This window comes from Pseudotabrizicola sp. (assembly GCF_030656345.1).
Lineage (GTDB): Bacteria > Pseudomonadota > Alphaproteobacteria > Rhodobacterales > Rhodobacteraceae > Pseudotabrizicola.
In genome coordinates this window covers 62,272-86,293 of the sequence record NZ_JAUSNR010000023.1, presented here as the reverse complement: position 1 = coordinate 86,293, position 24,022 = coordinate 62,272, and the positions used below count along the sequence as shown (strand labels likewise).

At 65.0% G+C, this 24,022-nt stretch carries 28 protein-coding genes; 17 read left to right on the top strand and 11 right to left on the bottom strand.

Annotated features, from left to right (window positions below):
• Window positions 1-9 precede the first annotated feature (9 nt).
• From Q7J44_RS13310 to folK, 3 genes are all read right to left on the bottom strand, one after another.
• On the bottom strand, window positions 10-2,127 hold the full coding sequence (locus Q7J44_RS13310; RefSeq protein WP_304880609.1) for a bifunctional (p)ppGpp synthetase/guanosine-3',5'-bis(diphosphate) 3'-pyrophosphohydrolase: 2,118 nt from the start codon (window positions 2,125-2,127) through the stop codon (window positions 10-12).
• 31 nt (window positions 2,128-2,158) lie between these two features.
• Complete coding sequence (rpoZ, locus tag Q7J44_RS13305) at window positions 2,159-2,512, bottom strand: DNA-directed RNA polymerase subunit omega (protein WP_118150331.1); 354 nt, start codon at window positions 2,510-2,512, stop codon at window positions 2,159-2,161.
• A 92-nt stretch (window positions 2,513-2,604) separates the two neighbouring features.
• On the bottom strand, window positions 2,605-3,168 hold the full coding sequence (gene folK / locus Q7J44_RS13300; protein WP_304880607.1) for a 2-amino-4-hydroxy-6-hydroxymethyldihydropteridine diphosphokinase: 564 nt from the start codon (window positions 3,166-3,168) through the stop codon (window positions 2,605-2,607).
• A 184-nt stretch (window positions 3,169-3,352) separates the two neighbouring features.
• Here folK and Q7J44_RS13295 point away from each other — a divergent pair, with 184 nt between their 5' ends.
• The 9 genes from Q7J44_RS13295 to Q7J44_RS13255 all read left to right on the top strand — a co-directional run bounded on the left by Q7J44_RS13295 (window position 3,353) and on the right by Q7J44_RS13255 (window position 9,581).
• Window positions 3,353-3,931 (top strand): NYN domain-containing protein, encoded by a 579-nt coding sequence (locus Q7J44_RS13295; RefSeq protein WP_304880605.1) that lies wholly within the window; start codon window positions 3,353-3,355, stop codon window positions 3,929-3,931.
• Window positions 3,932-4,004: 73 nt separating this feature from the next.
• Window positions 4,005-4,763 (top strand): Stf0 family sulfotransferase, encoded by a 759-nt coding sequence (locus Q7J44_RS13290; RefSeq protein ID WP_304880604.1) that lies wholly within the window; start codon window positions 4,005-4,007, stop codon window positions 4,761-4,763.
• A 96-nt stretch (window positions 4,764-4,859) separates the two neighbouring features.
• Window positions 4,860-5,297, top strand: coding sequence for a YqaA family protein (locus tag Q7J44_RS13285; protein WP_304880603.1), 438 nt, complete (start codon window positions 4,860-4,862; stop codon window positions 5,295-5,297).
• A 74-nt stretch (window positions 5,298-5,371) separates the two neighbouring features.
• Window positions 5,372-6,325 carry a 4-hydroxy-3-methylbut-2-enyl diphosphate reductase gene (gene ispH / locus Q7J44_RS13280; RefSeq protein WP_304880602.1) on the top strand — a complete coding sequence of 318 codons (954 nt, stop codon included), beginning with the start codon at window positions 5,372-5,374 and terminating at the stop codon, window positions 6,323-6,325.
• A 213-nt stretch (window positions 6,326-6,538) separates the two neighbouring features.
• Entirely contained in the window at window positions 6,539-7,183 is a 645-nt protein-coding gene (locus Q7J44_RS13275; protein WP_304880601.1) for a VPLPA-CTERM sorting domain-containing protein, read from the top strand.
• A 221-nt stretch (window positions 7,184-7,404) separates the two neighbouring features.
• Window positions 7,405-7,857, top strand: a complete 453-nt coding sequence (locus Q7J44_RS13270; RefSeq protein WP_304880600.1) for a DUF3429 domain-containing protein — start codon at window positions 7,405-7,407, stop codon at window positions 7,855-7,857.
• Window positions 7,858-7,917: 60 nt separating this feature from the next.
• Window positions 7,918-8,379, top strand: a complete 462-nt coding sequence (rnhA, locus tag Q7J44_RS13265) for a ribonuclease HI (protein ID WP_304880599.1) — start codon at window positions 7,918-7,920, stop codon at window positions 8,377-8,379.
• Window positions 8,376-9,020, top strand: a complete 645-nt coding sequence (locus tag Q7J44_RS13260; protein WP_304880598.1) for a trimeric intracellular cation channel family protein — start codon at window positions 8,376-8,378, stop codon at window positions 9,018-9,020. The genes rnhA and Q7J44_RS13260 overlap by 4 nt, the downstream gene beginning before the upstream one ends.
• A gap of 39 nt (window positions 9,021-9,059) precedes the next feature.
• Entirely contained in the window at window positions 9,060-9,581 is a 522-nt protein-coding gene (locus tag Q7J44_RS13255; RefSeq protein ID WP_304880597.1) for a transcriptional regulator, read from the top strand.
• 6 nt (window positions 9,582-9,587) lie between these two features.
• Here the strand turns inward: Q7J44_RS13255 and Q7J44_RS13250 are convergent, their stop codons facing one another.
• The 5 genes from Q7J44_RS13250 to def (Q7J44_RS13230) are packed head-to-tail and all read right to left on the bottom strand — an operon-like array spanning window position 9,588 to window position 12,288.
• On the bottom strand, window positions 9,588-9,830 hold the full coding sequence (locus Q7J44_RS13250) for a GlsB/YeaQ/YmgE family stress response membrane protein (protein ID WP_304880596.1): 243 nt from the start codon (window positions 9,828-9,830) through the stop codon (window positions 9,588-9,590).
• Window positions 9,831-9,881: 51 nt separating this feature from the next.
• Window positions 9,882-10,778, bottom strand: coding sequence for a methionyl-tRNA formyltransferase (gene fmt / locus Q7J44_RS13245; RefSeq protein WP_304880595.1), 897 nt, complete (start codon window positions 10,776-10,778; stop codon window positions 9,882-9,884).
• Window positions 10,775-11,275, bottom strand: coding sequence for a peptide deformylase (gene def, locus Q7J44_RS13240; RefSeq protein WP_304880594.1), 501 nt, complete (start codon window positions 11,273-11,275; stop codon window positions 10,775-10,777). Before def (Q7J44_RS13240) ends, fmt begins: the two co-directional genes overlap by 4 nt.
• Window positions 11,272-11,772 (bottom strand): peptide deformylase, encoded by a 501-nt coding sequence (gene def, locus Q7J44_RS13235; protein WP_304880593.1) that lies wholly within the window; start codon window positions 11,770-11,772, stop codon window positions 11,272-11,274. The genes def (Q7J44_RS13240) and def (Q7J44_RS13235) overlap by 4 nt, the downstream gene beginning before the upstream one ends.
• Complete coding sequence (gene def, locus Q7J44_RS13230; RefSeq protein WP_304880592.1) at window positions 11,773-12,288, bottom strand: peptide deformylase; 516 nt, start codon at window positions 12,286-12,288, stop codon at window positions 11,773-11,775.
• Between the two features lie 175 nt (window positions 12,289-12,463).
• On the opposite strand from def (Q7J44_RS13230), the gene Q7J44_RS13225 reads away from it, so the two are divergent.
• Entirely contained in the window at window positions 12,464-13,636 is a 1,173-nt protein-coding gene (locus Q7J44_RS13225) for a MalY/PatB family protein (protein ID WP_304880591.1), read from the top strand.
• Window positions 13,637-13,674: 38 nt separating this feature from the next.
• Here Q7J44_RS13225 and Q7J44_RS13220 read toward each other — a convergent pair whose 3' ends face one another.
• A complete protein-coding gene (locus Q7J44_RS13220; protein WP_304880590.1) occupies window positions 13,675-14,025 on the bottom strand; it encodes a hypothetical protein in 351 nt (116 codons plus the stop codon).
• 265 nt (window positions 14,026-14,290) lie between these two features.
• Between Q7J44_RS13220 and cbiB the strand changes: the two genes are divergently transcribed.
• Together cbiB and Q7J44_RS13210 are read left to right on the top strand one after the other, a co-directional pair.
• Window positions 14,291-15,190: an adenosylcobinamide-phosphate synthase CbiB gene (cbiB, locus tag Q7J44_RS13215; RefSeq protein ID WP_304880589.1), complete on the top strand. Its 900-nt coding sequence runs from the start codon at window positions 14,291-14,293 to the stop codon at window positions 15,188-15,190.
• A 10-nt stretch (window positions 15,191-15,200) separates the two neighbouring features.
• Window positions 15,201-16,352 (top strand): lytic murein transglycosylase, encoded by a 1,152-nt coding sequence (locus Q7J44_RS13210; RefSeq protein ID WP_304880588.1) that lies wholly within the window; start codon window positions 15,201-15,203, stop codon window positions 16,350-16,352.
• 169 nt (window positions 16,353-16,521) lie between these two features.
• Here the strand turns inward: Q7J44_RS13210 and Q7J44_RS13205 are convergent, their stop codons facing one another.
• The gene (locus tag Q7J44_RS13205; protein ID WP_304880587.1) at window positions 16,522-16,872 is read right to left on the bottom strand and encodes a hypothetical protein; all 351 of its coding nucleotides are present in this window, start codon (window positions 16,870-16,872) and stop codon (window positions 16,522-16,524) included.
• A complete protein-coding gene (gene smc / locus Q7J44_RS13200) occupies window positions 16,869-20,324 on the bottom strand; it encodes a chromosome segregation protein SMC (protein ID WP_304880586.1) in 3,456 nt (1,151 codons plus the stop codon). Before smc ends, Q7J44_RS13205 begins: the two co-directional genes overlap by 4 nt.
• 182 nt (window positions 20,325-20,506) lie before the next feature.
• Here smc and Q7J44_RS13195 point away from each other — a divergent pair, with 182 nt between their 5' ends.
• The 5 genes from Q7J44_RS13195 to Q7J44_RS13175 all read left to right on the top strand — a co-directional run bounded on the left by Q7J44_RS13195 (window position 20,507) and on the right by Q7J44_RS13175 (window position 24,005).
• Window positions 20,507-20,965: an N-acetyltransferase gene (locus Q7J44_RS13195; RefSeq protein WP_304880585.1), complete on the top strand. Its 459-nt coding sequence runs from the start codon at window positions 20,507-20,509 to the stop codon at window positions 20,963-20,965.
• A gap of 128 nt (window positions 20,966-21,093) precedes the next feature.
• Window positions 21,094-22,299: a hypothetical protein gene (locus Q7J44_RS13190; protein WP_304880584.1), complete on the top strand. Its 1,206-nt coding sequence runs from the start codon at window positions 21,094-21,096 to the stop codon at window positions 22,297-22,299.
• A 98-nt stretch (window positions 22,300-22,397) separates the two neighbouring features.
• Window positions 22,398-22,751 carry a CidA/LrgA family protein gene (locus tag Q7J44_RS13185; protein WP_304880583.1) on the top strand — a complete coding sequence of 118 codons (354 nt, stop codon included), beginning with the start codon at window positions 22,398-22,400 and terminating at the stop codon, window positions 22,749-22,751.
• Complete coding sequence (locus tag Q7J44_RS13180) at window positions 22,744-23,472, top strand: LrgB family protein (protein ID WP_304880582.1); 729 nt, start codon at window positions 22,744-22,746, stop codon at window positions 23,470-23,472. The genes Q7J44_RS13185 and Q7J44_RS13180 overlap by 8 nt, the downstream gene beginning before the upstream one ends.
• On the top strand, window positions 23,469-24,005 hold the full coding sequence (locus tag Q7J44_RS13175) for an NADPH-dependent FMN reductase (RefSeq protein WP_304880581.1): 537 nt from the start codon (window positions 23,469-23,471) through the stop codon (window positions 24,003-24,005). The genes Q7J44_RS13180 and Q7J44_RS13175 overlap by 4 nt, the downstream gene beginning before the upstream one ends.
• Window positions 24,006-24,022 lie beyond the last annotated feature (17 nt).

Genomic DNA, 24,022 nt, shown 5'->3' with positions numbered 1-24,022 from the left:
GCGGATGCGCTATGGCTTGCGGGTTTTATCGCGATTGCGCGACACCTGGGCGACATCGGTTTCCGCCTCAAGCGCCGTCATCACCATATGCAGATGTTCGACATCGCGAAGGTCTACATCGACAATCAGACGATAAAAGTCCGGCTTGCGGTCTGTAAACCTCAGGTCAGAGATATTGGCGCGCTGCTCGCCGATCAAGGTGCAAATGCGACCCAAAACGCCGGCATCGTTTGCAATGGTCATTTCCATTGTCACAGTATGCACTGCAGCATGGCGTCCGGAGTGCCAGGCCAGATCGACCCAGCGGTCGGTCTGTTCCTCGAACTCTTCCAGCGCGGGGCAATCGATGGCGTGCGCGACCACGCCCTTGCCGCGATAGGTGATGCCGACGATGCGTTCGCCCGGCACCGGCTGGCAGCAGGGCGCGCGGCGGAAGGCCTGATCATCGGACAGGCCCAGCACCGGGCGGGTGGCATCCACCACCTCCAGATCGGCGCGGGCCAGTTCCGGGTACAGCGTTTCGACCACGCGGCGCGCGGTCAGTTCGGCAGAGCCGAGCCGGGCCAGCAGATCTTCCTGATCCGACAGGCCCAGCATTTTGGCGGCGGTACGCAGCGCCTTTTCCGATGCCTTCTTGCCAACATGATCAAAGGCCGCGCGGGCAAGTTCCTGCCCCAGTTTGATAAAGCGGCCCTTGTCCTCTTCGCGCAGCGATTTGCGGATCGCGGCCTTGGCGCGGCCGGTGGTCACGATGTCGATCCAGCTGGATTGCGGGCGCTGGCCTTCGGCGGTGATAATCTCGACCGACTGGCCGTTTTTCAGCCGGGTCCACAGCGGCACGCGGATGCCGTCAACCTTGGCCGAGACGCAGGAATTGCCGATGCGGGTGTGGATGGAATAGGCGTAATCCAGCGGCGTGGCCCCGCGCGGCAGTTGCACCACATCACCCTTGGGCGTGAAGCAGAACACCTGATCGGAATACATCTCCATCTTGACGTGTTCCAGAAACTCGTCGTGATCGCCTTCATCAAAGCGTTCGGTCATCGACGCGATCCATTTGCCGGGATCAATGGCAAACGGGTTCTGGGCGCGCACGCCTTCGCGGTAGGCCCAGTGCGCGGCGACCCCGGCCTCTGCCACCTCGTGCATTTCGCGGGTGCGGATCTGCACCTCGACCCGCTTGCCGTCGCGGCCGGAAACGGTGGTGTGGATCGAACGGTAGCCGTTGGATTTGGGCTGGCTGATGTAATCCTTGAACCGGCCCGGCACCGACCGCCAGCGTTGATGGATCACCCCAAGGATGCGGTAGCAGTCGGCCACGGACGCGCAGATGATACGGAAACCGTAGATGTCGGACAGGCGCGAAAACGCCAGATCCTTTTCCTGCATCTTGCGCCAGATCGAATAGGGCTTCTTGGCGCGACCATAAACCGTCGCCTCCAGTTCCACCTTTTCCAGCTCGAACCGGATATCTGCGGTGATCTTGTGGACCACATCGCCCGCTTCACGTTGCAGGGTCAGAAAGCGGCGGATGATGGAGTTGCGGGCATCGGGATTCAGAACCTTGAAGGACAGATCCTCCAGCTCTTCACGCATCCATTGCATGCCCATGCGCCCGGCCAGCGGCGCATAGATTTCCATGGTCTCGCGGGCCTTCTGCGCCTGCTTTTCCACGTTCATGCTTTTGATCGTGCGCATGTTGTGCAGACGGTCGGCCAATTTGACCAGAATGACCCGCAGATCCTTGGACATCGCCATGAACAGCTTGCGGAAGTTCTCCGCCTGCTGGGTTTCGGTGGAGGACAGTTGCAGGTTGGTCAGCTTGGTGACGCCATCGACCAGTTCGGCCACTTCCTGGCCGAACTGACGTTCAACCTCGGTATAGGTGGATTTGGTGTCTTCGATGGTGTCGTGCAGCAGCGCCGTCACGATAGTCGCATCATCCAGCCGCTGTTCAGTCAGGATGGCCGCAACGGCGACGGGATGGGTGAAATAGGGTTCACCCGATTTTCGCATCTGACCTTCGTGCATGGCCATGCCGTAGGCATAGGCGCGGCGGATCAGATCGGCATTGGTGCGCGGATTGTAGTTCCGGACAAGGGCGATGAGGTCTTCTACGTCGATCATCATCGCCCCTGAAACGGGGTTCCCCCCGGTTCTAGAGTTCGCCTTGAGCTTCCATCAGGGCGCGCAGCAGCTTTTCTTCGGACATGTCGTCCTGCATCGGGCGGTCAATCTCGCCCGACATCAGCAGTGCCATCTGATCATCTTCCGGCTCATCAACCTCAATCTGGGTCTGATGGCTTTCGATCATCCGTTCGCGCAGCGATTCTGCCGACTGGGTTTCATCGGCGATCTCGCGCAGGGCGACGACCGGGTTCTTGTCATTGTCGCGATCAATGGTCAGAGGCGAGCCGGACTGGATTTCGCGCGCCCGATGGGCGGCGAGCATCACCAGTTCGAACCGGTTCGGAACCTTGTCAACGCAGTCTTCAACCGTCACGCGGGCCATGGACGACTCCAGTAGGTCTTGGGGGCATGGAAAGGGTGTACTTACGCGTGATGCCGGGCCTTGACAACCCCGGAATCAGACGGGGCCCGGAATCAGACGATTGCCCGGACTTCGGCGCGATCTGCGGAGGAAAGCGCATCCAGCATCTGCAGGACACTGCGCTGCAACAGAGGGTGAACCCAATCGGGGGCAACTTCGGCCAGCGGCACCAGCACAAAGGCGCGGTCCTGCAGGCGCGGATGCGGCAGGATCAGCTGATCCGGCGTCAGGCGCGCCTGATCGGCAGGCGGCAGGTTGCGCCACCGGGTCTGCGTGGCGGGATCGGGCGCGACAAGACCACCGACTGCCAGCAGGTCGATATCCAGCGTGCGCGTGCCCCAGCGGGTGTCGCGTCGGCGGCCAAACCGCGCCTCAATGTCATGCAGGTGGCGCAAAACCGCCTGCGGGTCGGAATCGGACGCAATATCCAGCACGGCGGCTGCGTTCACATAGTCGGGACCGGAGCCTTTTGGATAGGCAGGCGTCTTGAACAGGCGGCTTTTGCGCCTAACTTTATACCAAGAATTGCCAAGGCAATTTAATGCATCCGTGATGATCTGGTCAGGCGAGGCCGCGTCAAAAGGCAGATTGGCGCCGAGCGCAACCAGAGCTTGCATTCTGTTCTGCATGATAGTGTTACACTTTCGTATAGACCAGCTTGCGGCAGGGTGTTCCGGCCTGATATCAGAACCTGTCCTTATACAGCGCTGATTTCGATCACCAGATTATCACTCACACACTTACCGACCGACCACTCACATATTGGCGCGACGGGGACAAGATTTTCGAGGGGACAACTCAATGTTTTACAAGGACGAACGGCTTGCGCTGTTCATTGACGGATCAAACCTTTACGCAGCGGCCAAAGCGTTGGGGTTTGATATCGACTACAAGCTTCTGCGGCAGGAATTCATGCGCCGGGGCAAATTGTTGCGGGCGTTTTACTACACCGCATTGCTTGAAAATGACGAGTATTCGCCGATCCGCCCGCTGGTGGACTGGCTGCATTACAACGGCTTTACCATGGTGACCAAACCGGCCAAGGAATATACTGACAGCCAGGGCCGGCGGAAGGTCAAGGGGAACATGGATATCGAACTGGCCGTCGATGCCATGGAACTTGCGCCGCGTGTGGATCATATCGTTCTGTTTTCCGGTGATGGGGATTTCCGGCCACTGATCGAGAGTCTGCAACGTCAGGGCGTGCGCGTGTCGGTTGTGTCGACCATCCGCAGCCAGCCGCCGATGATCGCTGACGAGCTGCGCCGTCAGTGCGACAATTTCATCGAACTGGAAGAGCTGCGCGATGTGATCGGCCGCCCGCCGCGCGAACCACGCCCGATGGGCGAGCGTGAGGATGCGGGCGAAATGGTGAAATAAAAGATGGGGCGCGAAAGCGCCCCGTTTTGCCGTAGACTGCCGCCCTTGGGCACAACAATATGGGCAAAGGTGTATGTCGCGGTATCAGGCGTTGATCATCTGCACCAGCCCCAGAAGCGGCAGCACATTTCTGTGCCGGTTGCTGCAGGCGACAGGCAAGGCTGGCCTGCCGGATTCGCATTTTCACGAACCCTCGGTCGCGGCCTGGCTGGAAGATCACGGCCTGTCCGCGACCCTTTTTCCGACTGAATATGCCCAGCTGGTGGCAGCATTCGACGCCGCACGGGCCAGTGGCACCGGCGATACCGGGCTGTTCGGCCTGCGCCTGCAGCGGCACAGCGTGGATTTCTTCCTGCAAAAGCTGGCCGAACTGCATCCGGGGTTGCCGACTGACACCGCCCGGCTGGAGACCGCTTTCGGCAAGATCCTGTATGTTCACCTGACACGACCCGACAAGATTGATCAGGCGGTCTCCCGTCTGAAGGCCGAGCAGTCCGGCCTGTGGCACCGGGCACCGGATGGCACAGAACTCGAACGCCTGTCTCCCCCACAGGAGCAGGTTTATGATGCCGGTGCCATCGCCCGCCATGTTGCCGAGATGTTCGCCGATGATGCCGCATGGGCTGCATGGTTTGCACGCGAAGGCGTGGTGCCGCACCGGATCAGCTATGATGATCTGTCGCGCGCACCGCTTGTGGTGCTGGCCGGGGTGCTGGAGGCTTTGGGGCTGGAGCGGTCGCTTTCCGATGGAATTGCGCTGCCGACCGCGAAACTGGCGGATGCGGTCAGCCGGACCTGGGCCGCACGGTTCCGGGCAGAGACCGGGGCCTGATTGCGACGGTGTGACCCGCTGGACCTTGGCGCGTGACCGCCCTAGGTGGGGCGGGATGACGGGGGTGTTTCATATCATGCGACCGGGTGACAAGCGGTGCTGACCGGCACCTCCCTGCTTGGGCTGTTCGTGGCGGCTTTGCTGGCGGCGACTCCTATCCCCTTCCAGTCCGAAGTGGTGTTTCTGGCGCTGATGGCGCAGGGCACGCTGCCGGTTGTGGCGCTGGTGGGGGTGGCCTCGGTCGGCAATATCCTTGGGTCTTGCATCACCTATGCCTTGGGCCGGGGTCTGGGCGGGGCGCGGGGGGCGCGCTGGCTGGGGCTGACGCCAGAGCGGCAGGCGCGGGCCGAGCGCTGGTTCGGGCGCTGGGGCGTCTGGGCGCTGTTGCTCAGCTGGGCACCGGGGGGTGATTTCATCGTGGCGTTGTCGGGGGCGTTGCGGGTGCCCCTGCCCCGCTTTCTGGCGCTGGTGGCGATTGCCAAGACCGCGCGTTACGCCGTGGTGGCGCTGATCGGGCTGGGGATCTGGGGGTAAAGCCCACGGCGAGGGCTGGACCTGTGGGCCGGTTCGCCTTACCTCTGGGGGACCCTGACGCCAAAAGGCCCGCCATGACCGATCTGCCGCCCCTGCATCTTTATCTTGCCGCTCCGCGCGGGTTTTGCGCCGGGGTGGACCGGGCGATCAAGATTGTCGAACTGGCGCTGATCAAATGGGGCGCGCCGGTCTATGTGCGGCACGAGATCGTGCACAACAAATTCGTGGTCGATGCCTTGCGTGCCCAAGGTGCTGTGTTTGTCGAGGAACTCGACGACTGCCCGCCCGATCGCCCGGTGGTGTTTTCGGCCCATGGGGTGCCCAAAGCCGTCCCGGCAGAGGCTGCGCGGCGCGAGATGATCGCGGTGGATGCCACCTGCCCGCTGGTGACCAAAGTACACAACGAGGCCGCGCGGCATCATGAGGCCGGGTTGCAGATGATCATGATCGGCCATGCCGGGCACCCCGAAACCGTGGGCACCATGGGGCAACTGCCGGAAGGCGAGGTGCTGCTGGTGGAAACCGTCGCCGATGTGGCGGGGTTGTGCGTGCGCGATCCGGCAAAGCTGGCCTTTATCACCCAGACCACGCTGTCGGTCGATGACACGGCAGATATCGCGGCGGCGCTGAAGGCGCGGTTTCCCGCGATCCATGCGCCCGCGCATGAAGATATCTGCTACGCCACCACCAACCGCCAGATGGCAGTCAAGGCGATTGCGCCGCGCATTGATGCACTGCTGGTGATCGGGGCGCCGAATTCATCGAACTCCCGGCGGCTGGTTGAAGTGGGGTCGGCTGCGGGCTGCGCCTATTCGCAGCTGATCCAGCGGGCGACCGATATCGACTGGCGGGCGCTGGAAGGCATCGCTTCGGTCGGCATCACCGCCGGGGCAAGCGCGCCCGAGGTGCTGGTGAACGAGGTGATCGACGCCTTCCGCGCCCGCTTTGCCACCACGGTAGAGCTGGTGGAAACCGCGCAGGAAAACGTGGAATTCAAAGTGCCGCGCATTTTACGCGAATCAGTCTGAAGCCGCCTCGCGCTCGGAATGCCGCCCTTTGAAACGGTCGGACAGCTGGCTTTGTCCACCGGGGCACGACGACACGCGCTGTCAGCCCTTAGTGGCGCCTGACACGGGACAATAATCGGTAAAATTTTGTGACCGCGGATTTGGCGGGTAACAAAGGGGTGAACACAGTTCCGTGTTGCCCCGCTCTGCTACCGACCAAATAAAGGAATACCTATGCGCGTTCTGTCATCCTTCGGCGTTGCCGTTGCACTATGTGCAGCCCTGCTGTCGCCTGCGTCTGCCGCTACTGTCCAGCTGGGCAGCTTTACCCACAATTACGGATCGAACCCCGGCAATGTGAACCCTGGCGGCACTGACGCTTTGTCGGGCAACTATGTGACCGTCTCCGACCAGAGCTCGGGGCGTTTTTTCGACAGCTTCAACTTTTCCGCCCTGCAGATCGGTGCCACGGTTGAAAGCCTGGCGCTGACGCTTGCGTTCAGTGGTGCCGGACCGAATGGTCTGTTCGGCCTTGCCGAGACATGGCGTGTGCGCGTTCAGGGGTCGAACAGCGGCGCGTCGTTTGACGACTACTTTGCGGTTCTGCGTGATCCAAATTCCCCGCAGACCTTCACCCTTTCCGCAGCAACCGATACCGGCTGGATCAACGCATTCGCGACGTCACTGCTGACAGGCACGCTTACTTTCTGGTTTTCCGAAGAGACGCTTGGTGCAGACAATTTCAAACTGACATCGGCAAGCCTTGCAGTCTACGGCACGCCTGCTCCGTCTGTGGTACCGCTGCCGGCTGGTGGCTTCCTGCTGATCGGCGCTCTGGGCGGTCTGGCGGCGCTGCGCCGTCGCAAGCGTCAGGCCTGACACCACCACTTGCAGGACACGAGTCCGGGGTTTCCGGACCGCAGGGTCAGCAGATGACGGGTTGCGTAACGAGTAGATGGAAGGACGGGCATTTGCCCGTCCTTCATTTTTGCCAATCCATGGCAGTCCGGCAACAGCGCCGCCATTTTGGCACGGATGGCTGGACCCTGCGGGCAGGCCGACTATCACTTGCGGTCCATGTCATTTGAGCGGGTATTGTAGTGGAGCCTATTCCGAGAACGGCCCTGATCCTTGGGGTGGCCGGGCTGATCCCCTTTGTCTGGGGCGCGGCGACGGCGCTGTCGCCGGGGCTGGCGGGCTGGGCCGGGCAGTTCATGCGGCCGCTGTTCATTGGCACCTATGTCAGCCTGACCTATGGCACGGTGATCCTGTCATTCATGTCCGGCGTGCTGTGGGGCTTTGCCACGCGCGCGGCGGGGCCAGAGGCGGCCGTGGGCTATATCCTGTCGGTCGCCCCGGCGCTCTGGGCGTTTTTCATGGTGAACGGCAGCCCGGGAGATGCGGCGGTGAACCTGTTTGCCGGCTTTGTCGGGTTGCTGCTGCTGGACTGGCATTTCTGGAAAATGGGCACCGCGCCGGATTGGTGGCTGCGGCTGCGGATCGGGCTGACATTGGTGGTGCTGGCCTGCCTTGCGGTGCCCATCGCGTTGTGACCGGTGGTTGACCCAGCCTGCGGCCCGGCCTATCGCATGCACCAGCCACAAGGATCCGACATGCCCCAGCTTTATGCCTATACTGATGGAGCGTGCTCCGGCAATCCCGGCCCCGGCGGCTGGGGGGTGCTGATGATCGCGCGCGACGGCGAGGCGGTTCTGAAAACCCGCGAGCTGCAGGGCGGTGAGGCCGATACCACCAACAACCGGATGGAACTGATGGCGGCGATTTCCGCGCTGGAGGCGTTGTCGCGCCCGTCGGACCTGATCATCGTGACCGACAGCGCCTATGTGAAGAACGGGGTCACCACCTGGATTCACAGCTGGAAGCGCCGGGGCTGGAAGACCGCCGACAACAAGCCGGTCAAGAACATCGAGCTGTGGCAGCGGCTGGAAGCGGCGCAGGAACGCCACACGGTGGAATGGCGCTGGATCAAGGGCCATGCGGGGCATGTAGAGAATGAACGCGCCGATGCGCTGGCCCGCGCCGGGATGGCCCCGTTCAAGCCGGGCAAGCCATGACCCTGCTGTGGTTGTTGCCATTTCTCGATTATGCCTCGGTCGCGGTGTTTGCGCTGACCGGGGCCTTGGTCGCCAGCCGGGCGCAGCTGGATATCGTGGGCTTCATCTTCATCGCCAGTCTTACGGCAACCGGCGGCGGCACGCTGCGCGATGTGATCCTTGACCGTGATGTGTTCTGGATTGTGGACCCGATGATGCTGGGGGTGGCAACGCTGGCGGCGGTGGTGGTGTTCTTTGCCGCCCACCTGCTGGAAAGCCGCTACCGCGCTATCCTGTGGCTGGACGCCTGTGCCTTGGCGGTGGCGGTGCCTGCCGGGGTCGCGGCGGCGATGGGGGCGGGCATGGGCTGGCCGGTGGTGCTGATCATGGGAATGGTGACGGGCTGCATGGGCGGGCTGATGCGCGATGTGGTGTGCAACGAGGTGCCCTTGGTGCTGAAACAGGGCGAGCTGTACGTATCCTGCGCCTTTGCCGGGGGGGTGGCTGCATTGGTGGCAGAACGGCTTGGGGCTGCGGGCGGGCTGGAACTGCTCGCCTGTGCGCTGGTAACGCTGACCTTGCGGGCGGGCAGTCTGGTGTTTGGCTGGCGGCTGCCGGTTTACCGCCCCCGCCCGGCCCGGACGCTGCCACCCAAGCGATAGGTCTTGCGTGCAGGCTGAACGGGCGTTTACATTTACGGGATGTCCCGTTCAAAACTTATCCCCGACCCGGTGGTGTTTGCCAGTATCCGCGCCCTGATGGCCCTGTCCGGCGAACGGGCGGCCAGCTTTGGCGCGGTGTCGCGCGCCACTGGCCTTGCAGCCCCCACGTTGGTGCAGCGTTATGGCAGTCAGGAGGGGATGGTGCGCGCCGCCCTGCTGGATGGCTGGGATGCGCTGGACCGGGCGACGGATACGGCCGAGGGCCTGTCGGACCTGTCGGTCAAGGGCGCGCAGATGCTGGTCAAGGCCTTGGGGGAGGCATCGGGCGATGCGGCGGACCTGCCCCTGCTGGTCCGGCATCTGGACGACCCCACCTTGCGGCTGCGCGCGATGGCGTGGCGGGTGCGGGTGGAGCAGGCGCTTGCCGTGCGGCTGGGTGGCGGGGCCAAGGGGCGCGAGGCGGCGGCGCTGCTGTTCGCGGCATGGCAGGGGCAGTTGCTGTGGCAGGCTGCCGGGGACCGGGGGTTCAAGCTGAAGGATGCGGTGAAGCGGCTGACCTAGAAGGGCTTACTTGGGTCGCGAGACGTAGGTTTTCCACAGCCAGATCAGCACCAGCGCGCCCAGAACGGCACCGACAAAGCCGGCCAGCCAGCCGGTGATGGTGATCAGAAACCGCAGCGCAAAGCCGCCAATCAGCGCGCCGAACACGCCGATGGCCACCGTCGTCAGCACATCAGTTTCAAGTTTCATCATCCGGGTTGCAATGAACCCTGCGGCGGCACCGATGATGATCAGGGCAATGATGGGCATAGCTGGCCTTCCGGTTGTCTCTCCCCATATGGGGCCCCGGGGGCGGAAAGGCTAGTCCAGCCGGTCGGGCAGGCGCAAACCTTTGAGCACCTCGACGGCGGGCATCGGGCGTTTGCCTTCGCGCTGCGCCTCTGTGACCTCTACCGCGCCGGTGCCGCAGGCGATGGTGAAGCCGTGCAGCACCTGACCGGGCCCGCCGGTGCCCATGGCAAGGCGGGAACGGAGGAGCTTCACCCGCTCCCCCCCGATCTGCACCCATGCGCCGGGAAAGGGCGACAGGCCGCGGATCTGGCGGTCGACGATTGTGGCGGCTTGGGTGAAATCGATCCGGGCTTCCAGCTTGTCGATCTTGGTGGCGTAGGTGACGCCGGTTTCCGGCTGCGGGTCCGGCGTCAGGTCGGGCAGTTGGTCCAGACCCCGCACGATCAGCGCGGCACCCATGGCAGACAGGCGGTCGTGCAGATCGGCGGTGGTTTCCTCTGCGCCGATTGCCGTTTCCTGCCGCATCAGCACGGGCCCGGTATCCAGCCCCGCCTCCATCTGCATGATGCAGACGCCGGTCGTGGCATCGCCCGCCATGATCGCGCGGTGAATCGGGGCCGCCCCACGCCAGCGGGGCAACAGACTGGCGTGGATGTTCAGGCAGCCCAGCCGGGGCGCATCAAGCACCGCTTGCGGCAGGATCAGACCATAGGCGACGACGACGGCGATATCGGCATTCAGCGCGGCAAACTCCGCCTGATCGGCGGGGTCTTTCAGCCGAGCGGGGTGGCGGACAGGCAGGCCAAGGGCCAGTGCCTTTTGATGCACCGGACTGGGGCGATCGGCCTTGCCGCGTCCGGCGGGGCGCGGGGGCTGGGTATAAACGGCGACGATTTCATGCCGTGCGGCAAGCGCCTCCAGCACCGGGACGGAAAACCCGGGCGTGCCCATGAAGATGATTTTCATACCCGTTTGCGCGCCTTTTCGGCTTTGGCGATCAGCATCTTGCGTTTCACCGGCGACAGGCGGTCGAAATACATCTTGCCCGCCAGATGGTCGATCTGGTGCTGTACGGACGTGGCCCACAGGTTGATGAAATCACGGTCCTCGATCACGCCCTGATCGTTGAGGTAACGCACCGTCACCGCGCGGGGGCGTTTGATGACCGCCGAAACACCCGGCAGGTTCGGGCTGGCCTCTTCATGCTCGCGCAGCTGGCCGCTGGCGTGCAGAACCTCGGGGTTGGCCATGCGGATCGCCTGACCGCGCGCGTCGGAGCAATCGACAACCGCCAGACGCAACGGCACCCCGATCTGCACGGCGGCGAGGCCGTAGCCGGGCATCGCGTCCATGACCTGCACCATCTCATCCCAGATCGCGCGGATGTCATCAGTGATGCCCGCCACATCGGCGGCGGGGGTGCGCAGCACCGGGTGCGGCCATGGAATACAGGGGCGGGTCATGTGGGGGACTGGTCCAGATAAGCCGTCTGTGCGGCGGCGCGCAGGTCGGGGGCCAAGCGGTCAAAGGTAACGATGCCGTCAAGATGGTCATATTCGTGCTGGGCGCAGATCGCGGCGAAACCCGTCAGGGTTTCGTCATGCGCGCGGCCATGCTGATCGGTCCATGCCATGCGGATCTGGGTGGCGCGGGTGATGTCGGTGCTGATGCCGGGGATCGACAGGCAGCCTTCGGGTCCGGTGGCGGTGTCATCTGACCGCCACCGGATCTGCGGATTGATCACGATGCAAGGGGCAGGCGCGCCCTCTTTCCACGTCACATCCATCACGAACAGGCGCTTGAGCACCCCGACCTGCGGTGCCGCCAGCCCGCGACCGGGGGCGTTGTACATGGTGTCCAGCATGTCGATGGCAAGCTGCATCACATCCTCATCCCCCACCGGCAGGCAGGGGGTGGCAAGGCGCGGATCAGGCCATGTGAGGATGGGAAGGACGGCCATTCAGGACTGCCGCGCGCGTTCGCGCTTCAGCTTTTCCATCTTGCGGGTGATCATCTGGCGTTTGAGCGGGCCCAGATAGTCAATGAACAGCTTGCCGTTCAGATGGTCGATTTCATGCTGCACGCAGGTGGACCACAACCCGTCGAACTGTTCTTCCTGCTCGGACCCGTCCAGCGCCTGCCATACCACCCGAACCTCGGCCGGGCGGCGCACCTCTGCGTATTGGTCGGGGATCGACAGGCAGCCTTCCTCATAGCTGGACAGATCCTCTGACGACCAGACCACGCGCGGGTTGATCAGCGCCATCGGGCGCGGCGGGCCGTCCTTTATGCAATCCATCACCAGCAGGCGCTGCATGACTCCGACCTGTGGCGCGGCAAGGCCGATGCCGGGCGCATCATACATCGTGTCGAACATATCTGCGGCAAGTTTGCGCAAATCGCCATCGAAGACCGCCACTGTATCACAGGGCTTCTTGAGGCGGGGATCAGGATGGATCAGGATGGGGCGGATCATGGGGATGATTTACGGTGCGAGGGGTATTCGCGCAAGAGTCTGACGGGGCAGGAAATGTGTTCCGCCTTTTGCGCCTTCGCGAGATCAATTCCCCGATCAGCAGGGGTAGCTCGGGATGACTTTCCGGCTGAACCCATATAACCGGAACAAGCGACCCGAAGGAAAAGGCGACTTCATGGATTTCGACGATCAGATCAACCGCTTCGGCACCCATTCGGTGAAATGGGACATGATGGAGCGCCTGTATGGCGTGCCTGCCGACAAGGGGTTGTCGATGTGGGTGGCGGACATGGATTTCCGCCCGCCGCACTGTGTGCAGGCTGCGGTAGAGAAAATGGCCGCCCACGGGGTTTACGGATATTACGGCGATGATGCGGGGTACCGTGAGGCGATCCGCTGGTGGATGCAGACCCGGCACGGCTGGGCGCTGGACCCCGACCACATCTTTACCACGCATGGTCTGGTCAACGCGACCGGGCTGGTGGTGGATGCCTTTACGCAGCCCGGTGACGGGGTGGTGCTGATGACCCCGGTGTACCACGCCTTTGCCCGCACCATCAAAGCGGCGGGGCGTGTGGTGGTGGAATGCCCGCTGGCCGTGGTGAACGGGCGGCACGAGATGGATTTCGCCGCATGGGATGCGCAGATGACCGGGGGGGAGCGGATGCTGATCCTGTGTTCGCCGCACAATCCGGGCGGGCGGGTCTGGACTTTGGATGAGCTGCGCGGCGTGGCCGATTTCTGCAAGCGGCATGATCTGATCCTGATTTCGGACGAGATCCACCATGATCTGGTGATGCCGGGGCACAAACATCATGCGATGCCGCTGGTGGCACCTGATTGCGCCGACCGGCTGGTGATGCTGACCGCCTCGACCAAGACCTTCAACATTGCCGGCGCGCATATCGGAAATGTGATCATCGCCGACCCTGCCCTGCGGGCGAAGTTTGCGGCGCGGATCATGGCTTTGGGCATTTCGCCAAATTCCTTTGGCATGCATATGGCCGAAGCCGCCTATTCGCCCGAAGGCGCGGTCTGGGTTGATGCGCTGGTGGCCTATCTGGATGGCAACCGGCGGCTGTTTGATGACGGGGTGAATGCGATTCCGGGCCTGCGCTCGATGCCGCTGGAGGCGACCTATCTGTCCTGGGTGGATTTCACCGGAACGGGCATGGCCCCCACCGAGTTCAAGGCGCGGGTGGAAAAGGCCGCGCAGATCTGTGCCAACCATGGCGAGACCTTTGGGACCGGAGGCGAAAGCTATCTGCGGTTCAACATCGCCACGCCGCGTGCGCGGGTGGAAGAGGCGGTGGCCCGGCTGAAGACGGCCTTTGGTGATCTGCAGTAAACCGCGCGGCGGGGGCCGTTCAGGCCCCTGCCCTGCGGTCATGCACGCGGCAGAAAGCCCACCGGCGCGTTTTCATCGCGCCAGAAATCCAGCGGGGCCTTGTCCATCACAGCGGTAGAGCGTTTGAATTCGCAGACCAGATCGCCGTTTTCCAGACTCGACGCGACGATCAGGCATTGGAAGATGTGGTTCGATCCATCGTAAACATCGACCAGCCCGCGCAGATGCGGGGTCAGGTCGCCATCGAGCACAAATCCATCGTGCCAGAAGCGCAACACCGGGAACACCGCTTCGCCCACCTGAACCCGCAGGCGGGATTTGCGCTTGGCCTCGCGCTTGCGGGCGGCGTCCAGCCCGTCACGAATGTCTTGCGGCAGAAATTCCAGCACCTTACCCCCCTTTCGTCGATCTGATCACAGACCGACATGTCATGGTCTGAGCACCCTTTTACAGTCTGGCCCACAATCTGTTAAAAGCAAGTCAATCAGGTGACAGTTCCCGGCAACGCATCAAATCGCGGTGATGCGGGTCATTCCGGCGCGCGGTGCAACAGCCGCAACGCCAGCCCGGTCCTGCCACCCCCTGTTGCCGCGCGAATCGGTGGTGTAAAGCCTGCGTCAGGCGGGGGTGTGCCTGCGCCGAGGGGGATGCCAGATGATCCTGTTTCTTGCCATGCTGCTCGATGCCGCCTTTGGCGAACCGCGCGCGATCTGGGACAGGGTCCCGCATCCGGCGGTGCTGATGGGGCGTGTGGTCAGCGTTCTGGACCAGCGGCTGAATGCCGGCAGGCAACGCCGGGCCAAGGGGATCGCGGCACTGGGGCTGATGGTGCTGGGGGCTTACGGGCTGGGGCAGTTGATTGCCTGGGTGCCGGATTTCGGGCTGCTGGAGGGGATTGCGGCCGCGATCCTGCTGGCGCAGAAATCGCTGGTCGATCATGTGCGCGCGGTAGCGGATGGCTTGCGCCAGTCGCTGCCCGGCGGTCGGCGGGCGGTGGCGATGATCGTCGGGCGCGACACGGCGGCGCTGGACGAACCGGCGGTGGCGCGGGCGGCGATTGAGAGCGCAGCCGAAAACCTGTCGGACGGGGTGATTGCGCCCGCGTTCTGGTTTCTGGTCGGTGGCTTGCCGTTGATGCTGATCTACAAGATGACCAATACCGCTGACAGCATGATCGGCCATCGCACCGAACGGCATGAGGAATTCGGCTGGGCCGCGGCGCGGTTTGACGACCTGCTGAACCTGATCCCGGCGCGGCTGACGGCGTTGCTGATCGCGGTGTCGCATGGCTGGTGGCAGGCGCGGCCCATTCTGCGCGATGCGCCCTTGCACCGCAGTCCGAATGCGGGCTGGCCCGAGGCGGCGATGGCGGTGGTGCTGGACGTGGCGCTGTCGGGACCGCGCGCCTACCATGGGGTGATGTCGGAATTCCCATGGGTCTGGCCCGAGGGGCGGCGAGATGCGGGGCCTGAGGATGTGGATGCCGCCTGCCGCGCATTGTGGCGGGCATGGGGCCTGATGCTGGTGCTTGTCGGCTGTGTGGCGCTGATCTAGGCTTCGCGCCATGCGTATCGCCCTCGCCTTCGCTTTGATGAGCGGCCCCGCCCTTGCTGCCCCTTGTGGAGGGGCGCTGTCGGATTTCACCGCCGCAATGACTGCCGAGGCAGTGGCGTCGGGCCTGCCGGAAGACGCGGCCCGCAGTTATCTGGCGGGCTCACGCATTGATGACGGCGTTTTGCGCGCCGACCGGTCGCAGGGCGTATTCCGGATGAGCTTCACCGATTTTGCCCGGCGGCTGATTTCCGCCGCACGGCTGGACCGGGGCCGCGCGCTTGGGGCGCAACATGCCGCAATCTTTGACCGGGCCGCGGCGGAGTACGGGGTGCCAAAGGGCATCCTGTTGGCGTTCTGGGCGTTTGAGACCGATTACGGCGCGGTGCAGGGCGATTTCAACACCCGCGATGCGCTGGTGACTTTGGGCCATGACTGCCGGCGGCCGGAGCTGTTTCAGCCGCAGATTCTGGCGGCGATTGCGCTGCATGCCAAGGGTGACCTTTCGACCGACACCACAGGCGCATGGGCCGGAGAGATCGGCATGGTGCAGATGCTGCCCGCCGATATTCTGGCGCGCGGGGTAGATGGCGACGGCGACGGGCATGTGACGCTGAAAACGTCGGTGCCCGATGCGTTGCTGTCGGGGGCGCGCCTGTTACAGCACCATGGCTGGCAGGCGGGGCAGCCGTGGCTGGCCGAGGTGACGGTGCCCGCACAGATGGATTGGGGCCTGTCTGGGCTGGAGGTGCAACTGCCGGTGGCGGAGTGGCAGGCGATGGGCGTTTCGGGACGCGAGGCACTGCCGCAGGGGATGGCCTCGCTGATCCTGCCGCAGGGGCGTGGCGGGCCGGCCTTTCTGGCATATCCGAATTTTCACACGCTGTTCGACTGGAACCAGAGCTTTACCTATGTGCTGACCGCCGCCTATTTCGCCACAAGGCTGGAAGGCGCGCCGGTGTTTGCTGCGGGCAATCCCGATCCGGGGCTGGACGATGCCCAGATGATGCGGCTGCAGGAAAAGCTGGCAGCGCGCGGCCACGATGTGGGCAAGATCGACGGCATTCTCGGATCGGGCACCCGCGCGGCGGTTCAGAAAGAGCAGGTCCGGCTGGAGCTGCCCGCCGATGCCTGGCCAACGCGCGCGCTTTTGGACGCGCTGTGATTTGACGGAGCGGCTGCGCCGCACACGATGTCTCGGCAAAGGCAAAGAGGCCTTTGCCTCGGCGTTGGGGGGCGCTGCCCCCGTCCTGCGGACTCCCCCGGAGTATTTTTGAAAGCTGCAATGCAGGGCCTGTGCGGCACGGGCGGGTCCAGCGCGCCGATGGCCCGGTTCAGTAGCCTTCCCCCGGTTGGCGTTGGGCCCGACGCCAGCGGATCAGTTGCGCGACGGCCTCTTCGGCCAGGGCAGCCCAGAGCGGCAGGCTTTGCGGGTCATCTTTCGCCACCCGCATCGTCAGGCGGGTTTCGCCGTTGTGGATGTCCATCGGGGCGGTCGGGTGGGTGGCGGACCACTCCGCGCGCTGTGCGGCGGAGGCGCGGACCGGCCAGTGCAGGGCAAGCTGCCAGTGATCGCCATCCGGCGTGGCGGTGAAATCGACCGAGCTGGCCCAGAGCCGGGCGTGGCATCTGTCGCCTTCGGCCTCGACCGCCAGAAAGCCCGCCTCCCGCAGCGCGGTGATCATGCCACCAGCGCCTCGGCCTTTTTCAGATCGACGCTGACCAGCTGGCTGACGCCCTGTTCGGCCATGGTGACGCCGAACAGCCGGTCCATCCGCGCCATGGTGACGGCGTGGTGGGTGATGATCAGGAAGCGGGTTTCGGTGCGGCGGGCCATCTCGTCCAGCAGGTCGCAGAACCGGGTGACGTTGGCGTCATCCAATGGCGCATCAACCTCATCGAGCACGCAGATCGGGGCGGGGTTGGCGAGGAAGACGCCGAAGATCAGGGCCAGTGCGGTGAGTGTCTGTTCGCCGCCCGATAGCAGCGACAGGGTGGCGAGTTTCTTGCCGGGGGGTTGGCACATGATTTCCAGCCCCGCCTCCAGCGGATCATCGGATTCGACCAGCACCAGCCGCGCCTCTCCCCCGCCGAACAGATGGGTGAACAGGGTGGCGAAGTTCTGGTTGACCTGTTCAAAGGCGGTCAGCAGACGTTCGCGGCCCTCTTTGTTCAGGCCGGAAATCCCGGCGCGCAGCTTCTTGATCGCCTCTTCAAGGTCGGTCTTTTCTTTCAGCAGCGTGGCGTGTTCGCCTGCGACCGTGGCCATGTCGTCTTCGGCGCGCAGGTTGACCGCGCCCAAGGCTTCGCGCTGGCGCTTCAGGCGCTGCACGTCGGTGTCGAGGCTGTCGGCGTCCGGCATCTTGTCAGGGTCGACCTTGAGCGAGGCGAGCAGGTCTGCCGGGGTGCAGTCCGCGTCCTCAGCGATGCGCTCGGCGGCATAGGCCACGGTTTCGCGGGCGGCGTCGTTGCGCGCCTCGGCCCGGGCGCGCGCCTCGCGCGCCTCGCCGTTCAGGCGTTCGGCGTCTCGTTCGGTCAGCTGCGCCTCTCGCAGCGCGGTTTCGGCTTCGGTCAATACATCGGCGGCTTTGCGGCGGCGGGCCTCAGCCGTGTCGATGGCATCCGACAGTTCTTCGCGCTTGGCGGCGAGTTCTTCGGGGGCGGCGCTGGCCTCTTCCAGCTCTTCCTGGGTTTCGGCGCGGCGTTCGGCAAGTTCGGCGCTGCGCTTTTCCGCCGTGTCCAGACGGTGACGCCAGCCGGACAGTTCCTTGGTCGCTTCCTGACGGCGCCGCACGCGGGCTTCGCCTTCGCGACGCAACTCGTCATGGGCAGAGCGGCGGGTGAGCATGGCCAGACGGGCGGCCTCAACCGCGACCTTGGCCGCTTCGACCCGGTCGCGCGCGGCATCGAGGTCGGGCAGGTCGGTCGCATTGCCTTCGGCCTCGCGCAGGCGGCTGCGGGCGGCCATCGCCTCATCCTCATACCGCGCGACGGCGAGGTGGGCGGAGTCCAGTTTGCCCCCGGTGATGGAGGCTTCGGCTTCGGCGCGGGCAGCGGTGCGGTTGGCTTCGGTGACGCGGGCATCGGCGGCGCGGCGGGCGTCGCGGGCCATCTGGTCGGCGCGGGCCAGATCGGCGAGGCGGGCCTGCAACGCCTCATGCGCGCGCTTGGCCCCTTCGGCGCGGGCCGCTACCTCTTCCAGATCGCGTTTCAGCTGCACCAGACGGTTGAGCTGTTGCAAGCGGGCGGCGGCGGCAGAGGGGGCATCTTCGGCAGAGGCGCGGAACCCGTCCCAGCGCCACAGATCGCCCTCAACGCTGACAAGGCGTTGGCCGGGGCGCAGGGCGGCTTGCAGGGCAGCCCCCTGCGCGCGGCCGACCAGCCCGATCTGGCTGAGCCTGCGGTCCAGCACATCGGGCGCGCCGACATGGCGGGCCAGCGGCTGCGCGCCTGCGGGCAAGGGCGCGGTGTCGTCATAGCCGGGCAGCATAGCCCAGCCGGAGCGCGCATCGGCACCCACTTCCGGCGCACGCAGGTCATCGGACAGGGCGGCACCGAGCGCCTTTTCAAAGCCGGGTTCCACCGTCAGGCGGTCAAGCAACTGGTGGCCCGCCTGCGATTCACGGTCCACGAGGCGCGCCAAAGCCGCGACTTCGGCACGCAGGGCGTTGGCCTCGCCTTCGGCCTCACCACGGGCGGCGCGGGCGTCGGCCTCACGACCCTGCGCCTCGGCGCGGGCGGCTTCGGTCTGGTCCAGCGCTTCTTCGGCGGCTTCGGCCAGCGCTGCGGCGTCTTCCTGCGCTTCGGTGGCACTGGCATAGGCTTCAGCGGCAGCCTCAACGGCTTCGGCGGCGGTGTCCACCATGGCCCGCGCGCGGTCGGCTTCGGCCTCGGCCCGGTCAACCGTGGCGCGGGTGTCGGACAGCAGGCGCTGCACCGACTGGTGACGGGCGGCGAGGCGGGCCGAGTCTTCGGTGGCCTGCGACAGCAGGGTTTCGCGATCGGACAGGATTGCCCCCGCGTCACGCGCGGCCTCGGCGGCCTCGGCCAGCCGGTCATCGTGGCCTTCATTGGCGCGCAGCAGTTGCTCGATTTCCCAGTCCAGACGGCTGATGGTTTCGCCTGCGTCGCGGTTCAGGCCGGACTCACGCTCCATATCGCGGTCAAGCTGGGTGATGCGGCCGCGCAGGGTTTCGATCAGCTGCATGGCGCGGGCTTCCTGATCGCCAAGCGCATCGCGTTGCAGGACAAGGCGTTGCAGGATGGCCGCCGCCACCGCCTCTTCCTCGCGCTTGGGCGGCAGGGCGTCTTCGCGCGCCTCGCGGGCCTTGGTGCTGGCGCGGGCGGCTGCGTCGGCCTTTCCTGCGGCGATCAGACGGTCACGCAGCTGCGCTTCGGCCTCGGCCCGGGCCAGATCGGCCTCGCGCCAGCGGCGGAACAACAGCATCCCTTCCGACCGGCGCAGCTCTTCGCCAATCTCGCGGTAGCGGGCGGCTTGCCTTGCCTGACGGGTCAGGGTGGCGACCTGTTGCGCCAGCCCTTCCAGCACATCATCAACGCGCAGCAGATTCTGTTCCGCGCCAGACAGTTTCAGCTCTGCCTCATGCCGGCGGGCATAAAGGCCGGAGATGCCAGCGGCCTCTTCCAGTATGCGGCGGCGCGATTTGGGTTTGGCGTTGATCAGTTCCGAGATCTGGCCCTGCCGCACCAAGGCCGGGGAATGCGACCCGGTGGAGGCATCGGCAAACAGCATCTGCACATCGCGGGCGCGCACATCCTTGGCATTGGCCTTATAGGCGGAGCCTGCATCGCGGGTGATCCGGCGCACGATTTCAATGGTGTCAGCATCGTTGAAGCCCGATGGTGCCAGCCGGTCCTGATTGTCGATCACGATCGAGACTTCGGCAAAGTGCCGCGCGCCGCGCGTGGCGGCTCCGGCAAAGATCACATCTTCCATCCCGCCGCCGCGCATCGCGGTGGGGCGGTTTTCGCCCATGACCCAGCGCAACGCCTCCAGCAGGTTCGACTTGCCACAGCCGTTCGGCCCGACCACGCCGGTCAACCCCTCATGGATCACCAGATCCGTGGGGTCGACAAAGCTTTTGAAGCCGTTGAGCCGTATCCGGGAAAAACGCACCTGTGCCTCTTTGAGTCGCAAGATGGGAATGGTCGGGCATTGGCGGGGGCAGAGTCAACAGGGCAACCCCCGTATCTGGCGGTATGGTGCCGGTTATCCCCAAGATGTTGGCCCCTTGCCGGGCGGATTGGTTTGGCATCTTGTGGCCGGACCGGCAGTGCCATTCCCAAAGACCCGATCAGATGACCCCCATCCGCGCCACCGACCCCTATGACTGGACCGCCATCCTGCAGCTGATCCGGCAGGAATTCGCGTTTATGGAGGGGCGGATCGATCCGCCCTCATCAATGCTGACCCTGACCGCAGAGGCGATTGCGGTGCAGGCCCGGACCGGCGAGGTCTGGGTGACCGGCACGCCGCCGGTGGCGTGCATGATCCTGACGGCAAAGCCGCAGGCGCTGTATCTTGGCAAGCTGGCGGTGGCGGAGGCGCAGCAGGGCAAGGGTCTGGCCCGGGCGCTGGTCGAGACCGCTGCCACACGCGCCCGCGCCATGGGTCTGCGAGTGCTGGAACTGCAGACCCGGATCGAGCTGGTCGAGAACCACGCCGCCTTTCGCGCCATGGGGTTCACAGTGGCGGGGCGCAGCAGCCATCCCGGCTATGACCGGGTGACAACGCTGACATTCCAGCGCGCGGTCTGACATCGCAAAAAGCCAACCGGACGGCCGGACGGCGGCCCCGCGACACCTTGTCCGCCGCCCGCCTGTTGCATTGACGCAGGGGGCTTCCATATTCATATTCATGATTGTGAATTTGTAAGAGGCCCATCATGCCATCCCTGACCCGTCCTGCCGACCAATGGTCGCCGCCCTATTTCCTGTCTGCACTGGGGGCAGGCGGGATTGCGGTTACGTTCTTCCTCTGGCTTTACATGTGGGTGCCGCATCCCGGCCAGCCGGTGCCGGTGTTTGAAGATGTGGCGCGCGCCTTTGCCGCGGGCAACCCGCTGCAACAGGCGATGATCATTCTGGCCTATCTGGGCCTTGGGTTTTTCGCCGTGCAACATGTGCGGCTGATGGTCTGGAACCTGCGCCGCTACGGCGCGTTCAAGCGCTCGCCTGCGTTCGCCACGGTGCAAGCGTCCAATGCCGGGGCCGGGCTGTTCGGCCTGCCCCTGATGCTGGGCATGACTGTGAATGTCAGCTTCTCCGCCGGTCTGGCCTTTGTGCCGGGGCTGTGGAGCGTGGTGGAATATCTGTTCCCGCTGGCGCTGCTGGCCTTTGGCGGCCTTGCGGTGATGACCCTGCGGATGATGGGCGCGCATCTGGCGCGGCTGTCGGTGGCGGGGCGGTTTGACATGTCCCGCGCCGGGTCGTTCCTGCAGGTGCAGCCCGCTTTTGCGCTGGGGATGATCGGTGTCGGCATGTCGGCCCCGGCGGCGCTGTCCGCCTCGTCCACTGTCGCAGGGATTGCGCTGGTGTTGTCCACGGTGCTGCTGGTGATCGCCGTGGTCTGGGCGGCGGTGGGAGTGGTGCTGGGCGTGGTCGCGCTGTTGCAGCATGGGGTGGTAGAGGACCAGATCCCGACGCTGATGAACATCGTGCCGCTGATGGCGGTGTTGGGCATCCTGATGCTGCGGCAAAACCACGGGCTGCATGTGCATTTCGGCGTGCATGCGGCACCGGGTGATGACCTTTGGCTGCTGACCGCGTTGCTGGCGGTGCAGATCGGCTTCCTCGGCCTTGGATTGTCGATGATGCGGCAGCATGGCTATGTGGGCCGGTTCATGCGCTCTGCCACGCCGTCGGCGGGGGCTTATGGTCTGGTCTGCCCCGGGGTCGGGCTGGCAGTGCTGATGCAGTTCTGGATCAACAAGGCGCTGGTGGGTGCGGGTCTGGTTGCCAAGTTCGGTACTGTCTACTGGGGGCTGACTGCAGTGCTGGTGGCGGTGCAGATCGCCATGCTGGTCCTGCTGCTGGCGCTGAACCGCCGCCATTTCGGCCTGCCGCAGTCGCAGGCGGTTCCGGCCGAGTAACCGGCGTATTTCGACAAAAGGGCGGCTGTGAGACCAGCCGCCCTTTCCTTTTGCGCGCGGGGCCTTAGGCTTGCCCGAAACAACCAGAGGCCGCGCCGATGCTTCACGCCCTGATCGCGATACTGACCTTTCAGCTGGTCGGCGAAACCCTCGCCCGTGCCCTGCCTCTGCCGCTGCCCGGCCCGGTGCTTGGGATGGTGCTGATGCTGGCGGCGCTGGTGGCATCCCCGCGCTTTGCGGCCCTTGTGCGGCCCACGGCGCAGGGCATCCTCGCGCATCTGTCGCTGCTGTTCGTGCCTGCCGGGGTGGGGGTGGTGGGGCACTTCGCCACGCTGGGCGACCAGACTGCTGCCATCGCACTGGCGGTGGTGGTCTCCACCATCCTTGCCATTGCCGTGGGGGCGCTGACCTTTGCCGGAGTCGCCCGGCTGACAGGGTCGCACGATGACTGATTTCGCCGATATCTGGAGCTATCTGTCGCAAGGCCCGTTGTTGTGGCTGACCGCGACGCTGGCGGCTTATGCGCTGGGGGATGCCTGTTTCCGGCTGGCGGGGCGGACGCCTGTGGTCAACCCGGTGCTGATCGCCGTGGCACTGCTGGCGGTGCTGCTGCACCTGACCGCCACGCCCTATGCCACGTATTTTGAGGGCGCGCAGTTTGTCCATTTCCTGCTGGGTCCGGCGACGGTGGCGCTGGCCCTGCCGCTCTACGACAGCCTGCCCCGACTGCGCCGGGCGCTGTGGCCGGTGCTCGCGGCGCTGGTTGCAGGGTCTGTGACCGCCGCGCTGTCGGCACTGGCCATCGGGGCGGCGCTGGGGGTGGATGCCACGGTGCTGGCCTCGCTTGCGCCCAAGTCGGCGACTGCCCCGGTGGCCATCGGCATTGCCGAACGCATCGGCGGGTCGCCGACGCTGACGGCGGTGCTGGTGATCCTGACCGGTATCACCGGGGCGGTGGTGGCGACGCCGCTGTTAAACCTGCTTGCCTTGCGCGACTGGCGGGCGCGCGGTTTTGCGGTGGGGCTGACCAGCCATGGCATCGGCACCGCCCGTGCGCTACAGGTGCATCCGACCGCCGGGGCCTTTGCCGCGCTTGGCATGGCGCTGAATGCCATTGCGACGGCGCTGGTCGCGCCCCTTGCCCTCTCCCTCTTTACCCAAGGATTGCCATGACCCCGACCCTGCTTGGCCTTTGCGGTTCGCTGCGCGCCGCCTCTACCAACCGCATGCTGATGCTTGACTCGGTGCGCGCCTTCGGCGCTTGCACCTTTGTCGACGGCAACCTGCGCCTGCCGCTTTACGATGGCGATCTGGAGGCAGCGGGAATGCCGCCCGAGGTGCAGACACTTGCCGACCAGATCACCGCCGCCGATGCAGTGGTGATCAGCACGCCAGAGTATAACAAGAACCTGTCGGGCGTGCTGAAAAACGCGCTCGACTGGGTCAGCCGCACCAAGGGCGCGCCCTGGCGGGACAAGCCGGTGGCGATCCTGTCCGCCGCCGCAGGGCGTGCGGGGGGCGAGCGGTCGCAGTTCTCGCTGCGCCATTGCCTTGTGCCGTTCCGCCCGCGCCTGCTGCCCGGGCCAGAAGTGTTCATCGCGAACTCCGGCGCAGCCTTCGATGATCAGGGCCGGCTCAAGGACGACCGCGCGCAAAAGAGTCTGACGGAACTCATGCAGCTCCTGCGCGCCGAAACTGCCCGCTGACTTCATCTTGACAAAAA

Excerpts from the sequence above, each read along its gene's own strand:
- Q7J44_RS13310 (WP_304880609.1), bottom strand. The coding sequence starts at position 2,127 with ATGATCGACGTAGAAGACCTCATCGCCCTTGTCCGGAACTACAATCCG.
- rpoZ (WP_118150331.1), bottom strand. The coding sequence starts at position 2,512 with ATGGCCCGCGTGACGGTTGAAGACTGCGTTGACAAGGTTCCGAACCGG.
- folK (WP_304880607.1), bottom strand. The coding sequence starts at position 3,168 with ATGCAAGCTCTGGTTGCGCTCGGCGCCAATCTGCCTTTTGACGCGGCC.
- Q7J44_RS13295 (WP_304880605.1), top strand. The coding sequence starts at position 3,353 with ATGTTTTACAAGGACGAACGGCTTGCGCTGTTCATTGACGGATCAAAC.
- Q7J44_RS13290 (WP_304880604.1), top strand. The coding sequence starts at position 4,005 with ATGTCGCGGTATCAGGCGTTGATCATCTGCACCAGCCCCAGAAGCGGC.
- ispH (WP_304880602.1), top strand. The coding sequence starts at position 5,372 with ATGACCGATCTGCCGCCCCTGCATCTTTATCTTGCCGCTCCGCGCGGG.
- Q7J44_RS13275 (WP_304880601.1), top strand. The coding sequence starts at position 6,539 with ATGCGCGTTCTGTCATCCTTCGGCGTTGCCGTTGCACTATGTGCAGCC.
- rnhA (WP_304880599.1), top strand. The coding sequence starts at position 7,918 with ATGCCCCAGCTTTATGCCTATACTGATGGAGCGTGCTCCGGCAATCCC.
- Q7J44_RS13260 (WP_304880598.1), top strand. The coding sequence starts at position 8,376 with ATGACCCTGCTGTGGTTGTTGCCATTTCTCGATTATGCCTCGGTCGCG.
- Q7J44_RS13255 (WP_304880597.1), top strand. The coding sequence starts at position 9,060 with ATGTCCCGTTCAAAACTTATCCCCGACCCGGTGGTGTTTGCCAGTATC.
- Q7J44_RS13250 (WP_304880596.1), bottom strand. The coding sequence starts at position 9,830 with ATGCCCATCATTGCCCTGATCATCATCGGTGCCGCCGCAGGGTTCATT.
- fmt (WP_304880595.1), bottom strand. The coding sequence starts at position 10,778 with ATGAAAATCATCTTCATGGGCACGCCCGGGTTTTCCGTCCCGGTGCTG.
- def (WP_304880594.1), bottom strand. The coding sequence starts at position 11,275 with ATGACCCGCCCCTGTATTCCATGGCCGCACCCGGTGCTGCGCACCCCC.
- def (WP_304880593.1), bottom strand. The coding sequence starts at position 11,772 with ATGGCCGTCCTTCCCATCCTCACATGGCCTGATCCGCGCCTTGCCACC.
- def (WP_304880592.1), bottom strand. The coding sequence starts at position 12,288 with ATGATCCGCCCCATCCTGATCCATCCTGATCCCCGCCTCAAGAAGCCC.
- Q7J44_RS13225 (WP_304880591.1), top strand. The coding sequence starts at position 12,464 with ATGGATTTCGACGATCAGATCAACCGCTTCGGCACCCATTCGGTGAAA.
- cbiB (WP_304880589.1), top strand. The coding sequence starts at position 14,291 with ATGATCCTGTTTCTTGCCATGCTGCTCGATGCCGCCTTTGGCGAACCG.
- Q7J44_RS13210 (WP_304880588.1), top strand. The coding sequence starts at position 15,201 with ATGCGTATCGCCCTCGCCTTCGCTTTGATGAGCGGCCCCGCCCTTGCT.
- Q7J44_RS13205 (WP_304880587.1), bottom strand. The coding sequence starts at position 16,872 with ATGATCACCGCGCTGCGGGAGGCGGGCTTTCTGGCGGTCGAGGCCGAA.
- Q7J44_RS13195 (WP_304880585.1), top strand. The coding sequence starts at position 20,507 with ATGACCCCCATCCGCGCCACCGACCCCTATGACTGGACCGCCATCCTG.
- Q7J44_RS13190 (WP_304880584.1), top strand. The coding sequence starts at position 21,094 with ATGCCATCCCTGACCCGTCCTGCCGACCAATGGTCGCCGCCCTATTTC.
- Q7J44_RS13185 (WP_304880583.1), top strand. The coding sequence starts at position 22,398 with ATGCTTCACGCCCTGATCGCGATACTGACCTTTCAGCTGGTCGGCGAA.
- Q7J44_RS13180 (WP_304880582.1), top strand. The coding sequence starts at position 22,744 with ATGACTGATTTCGCCGATATCTGGAGCTATCTGTCGCAAGGCCCGTTG.
- Q7J44_RS13175 (WP_304880581.1), top strand. The coding sequence starts at position 23,469 with ATGACCCCGACCCTGCTTGGCCTTTGCGGTTCGCTGCGCGCCGCCTCT.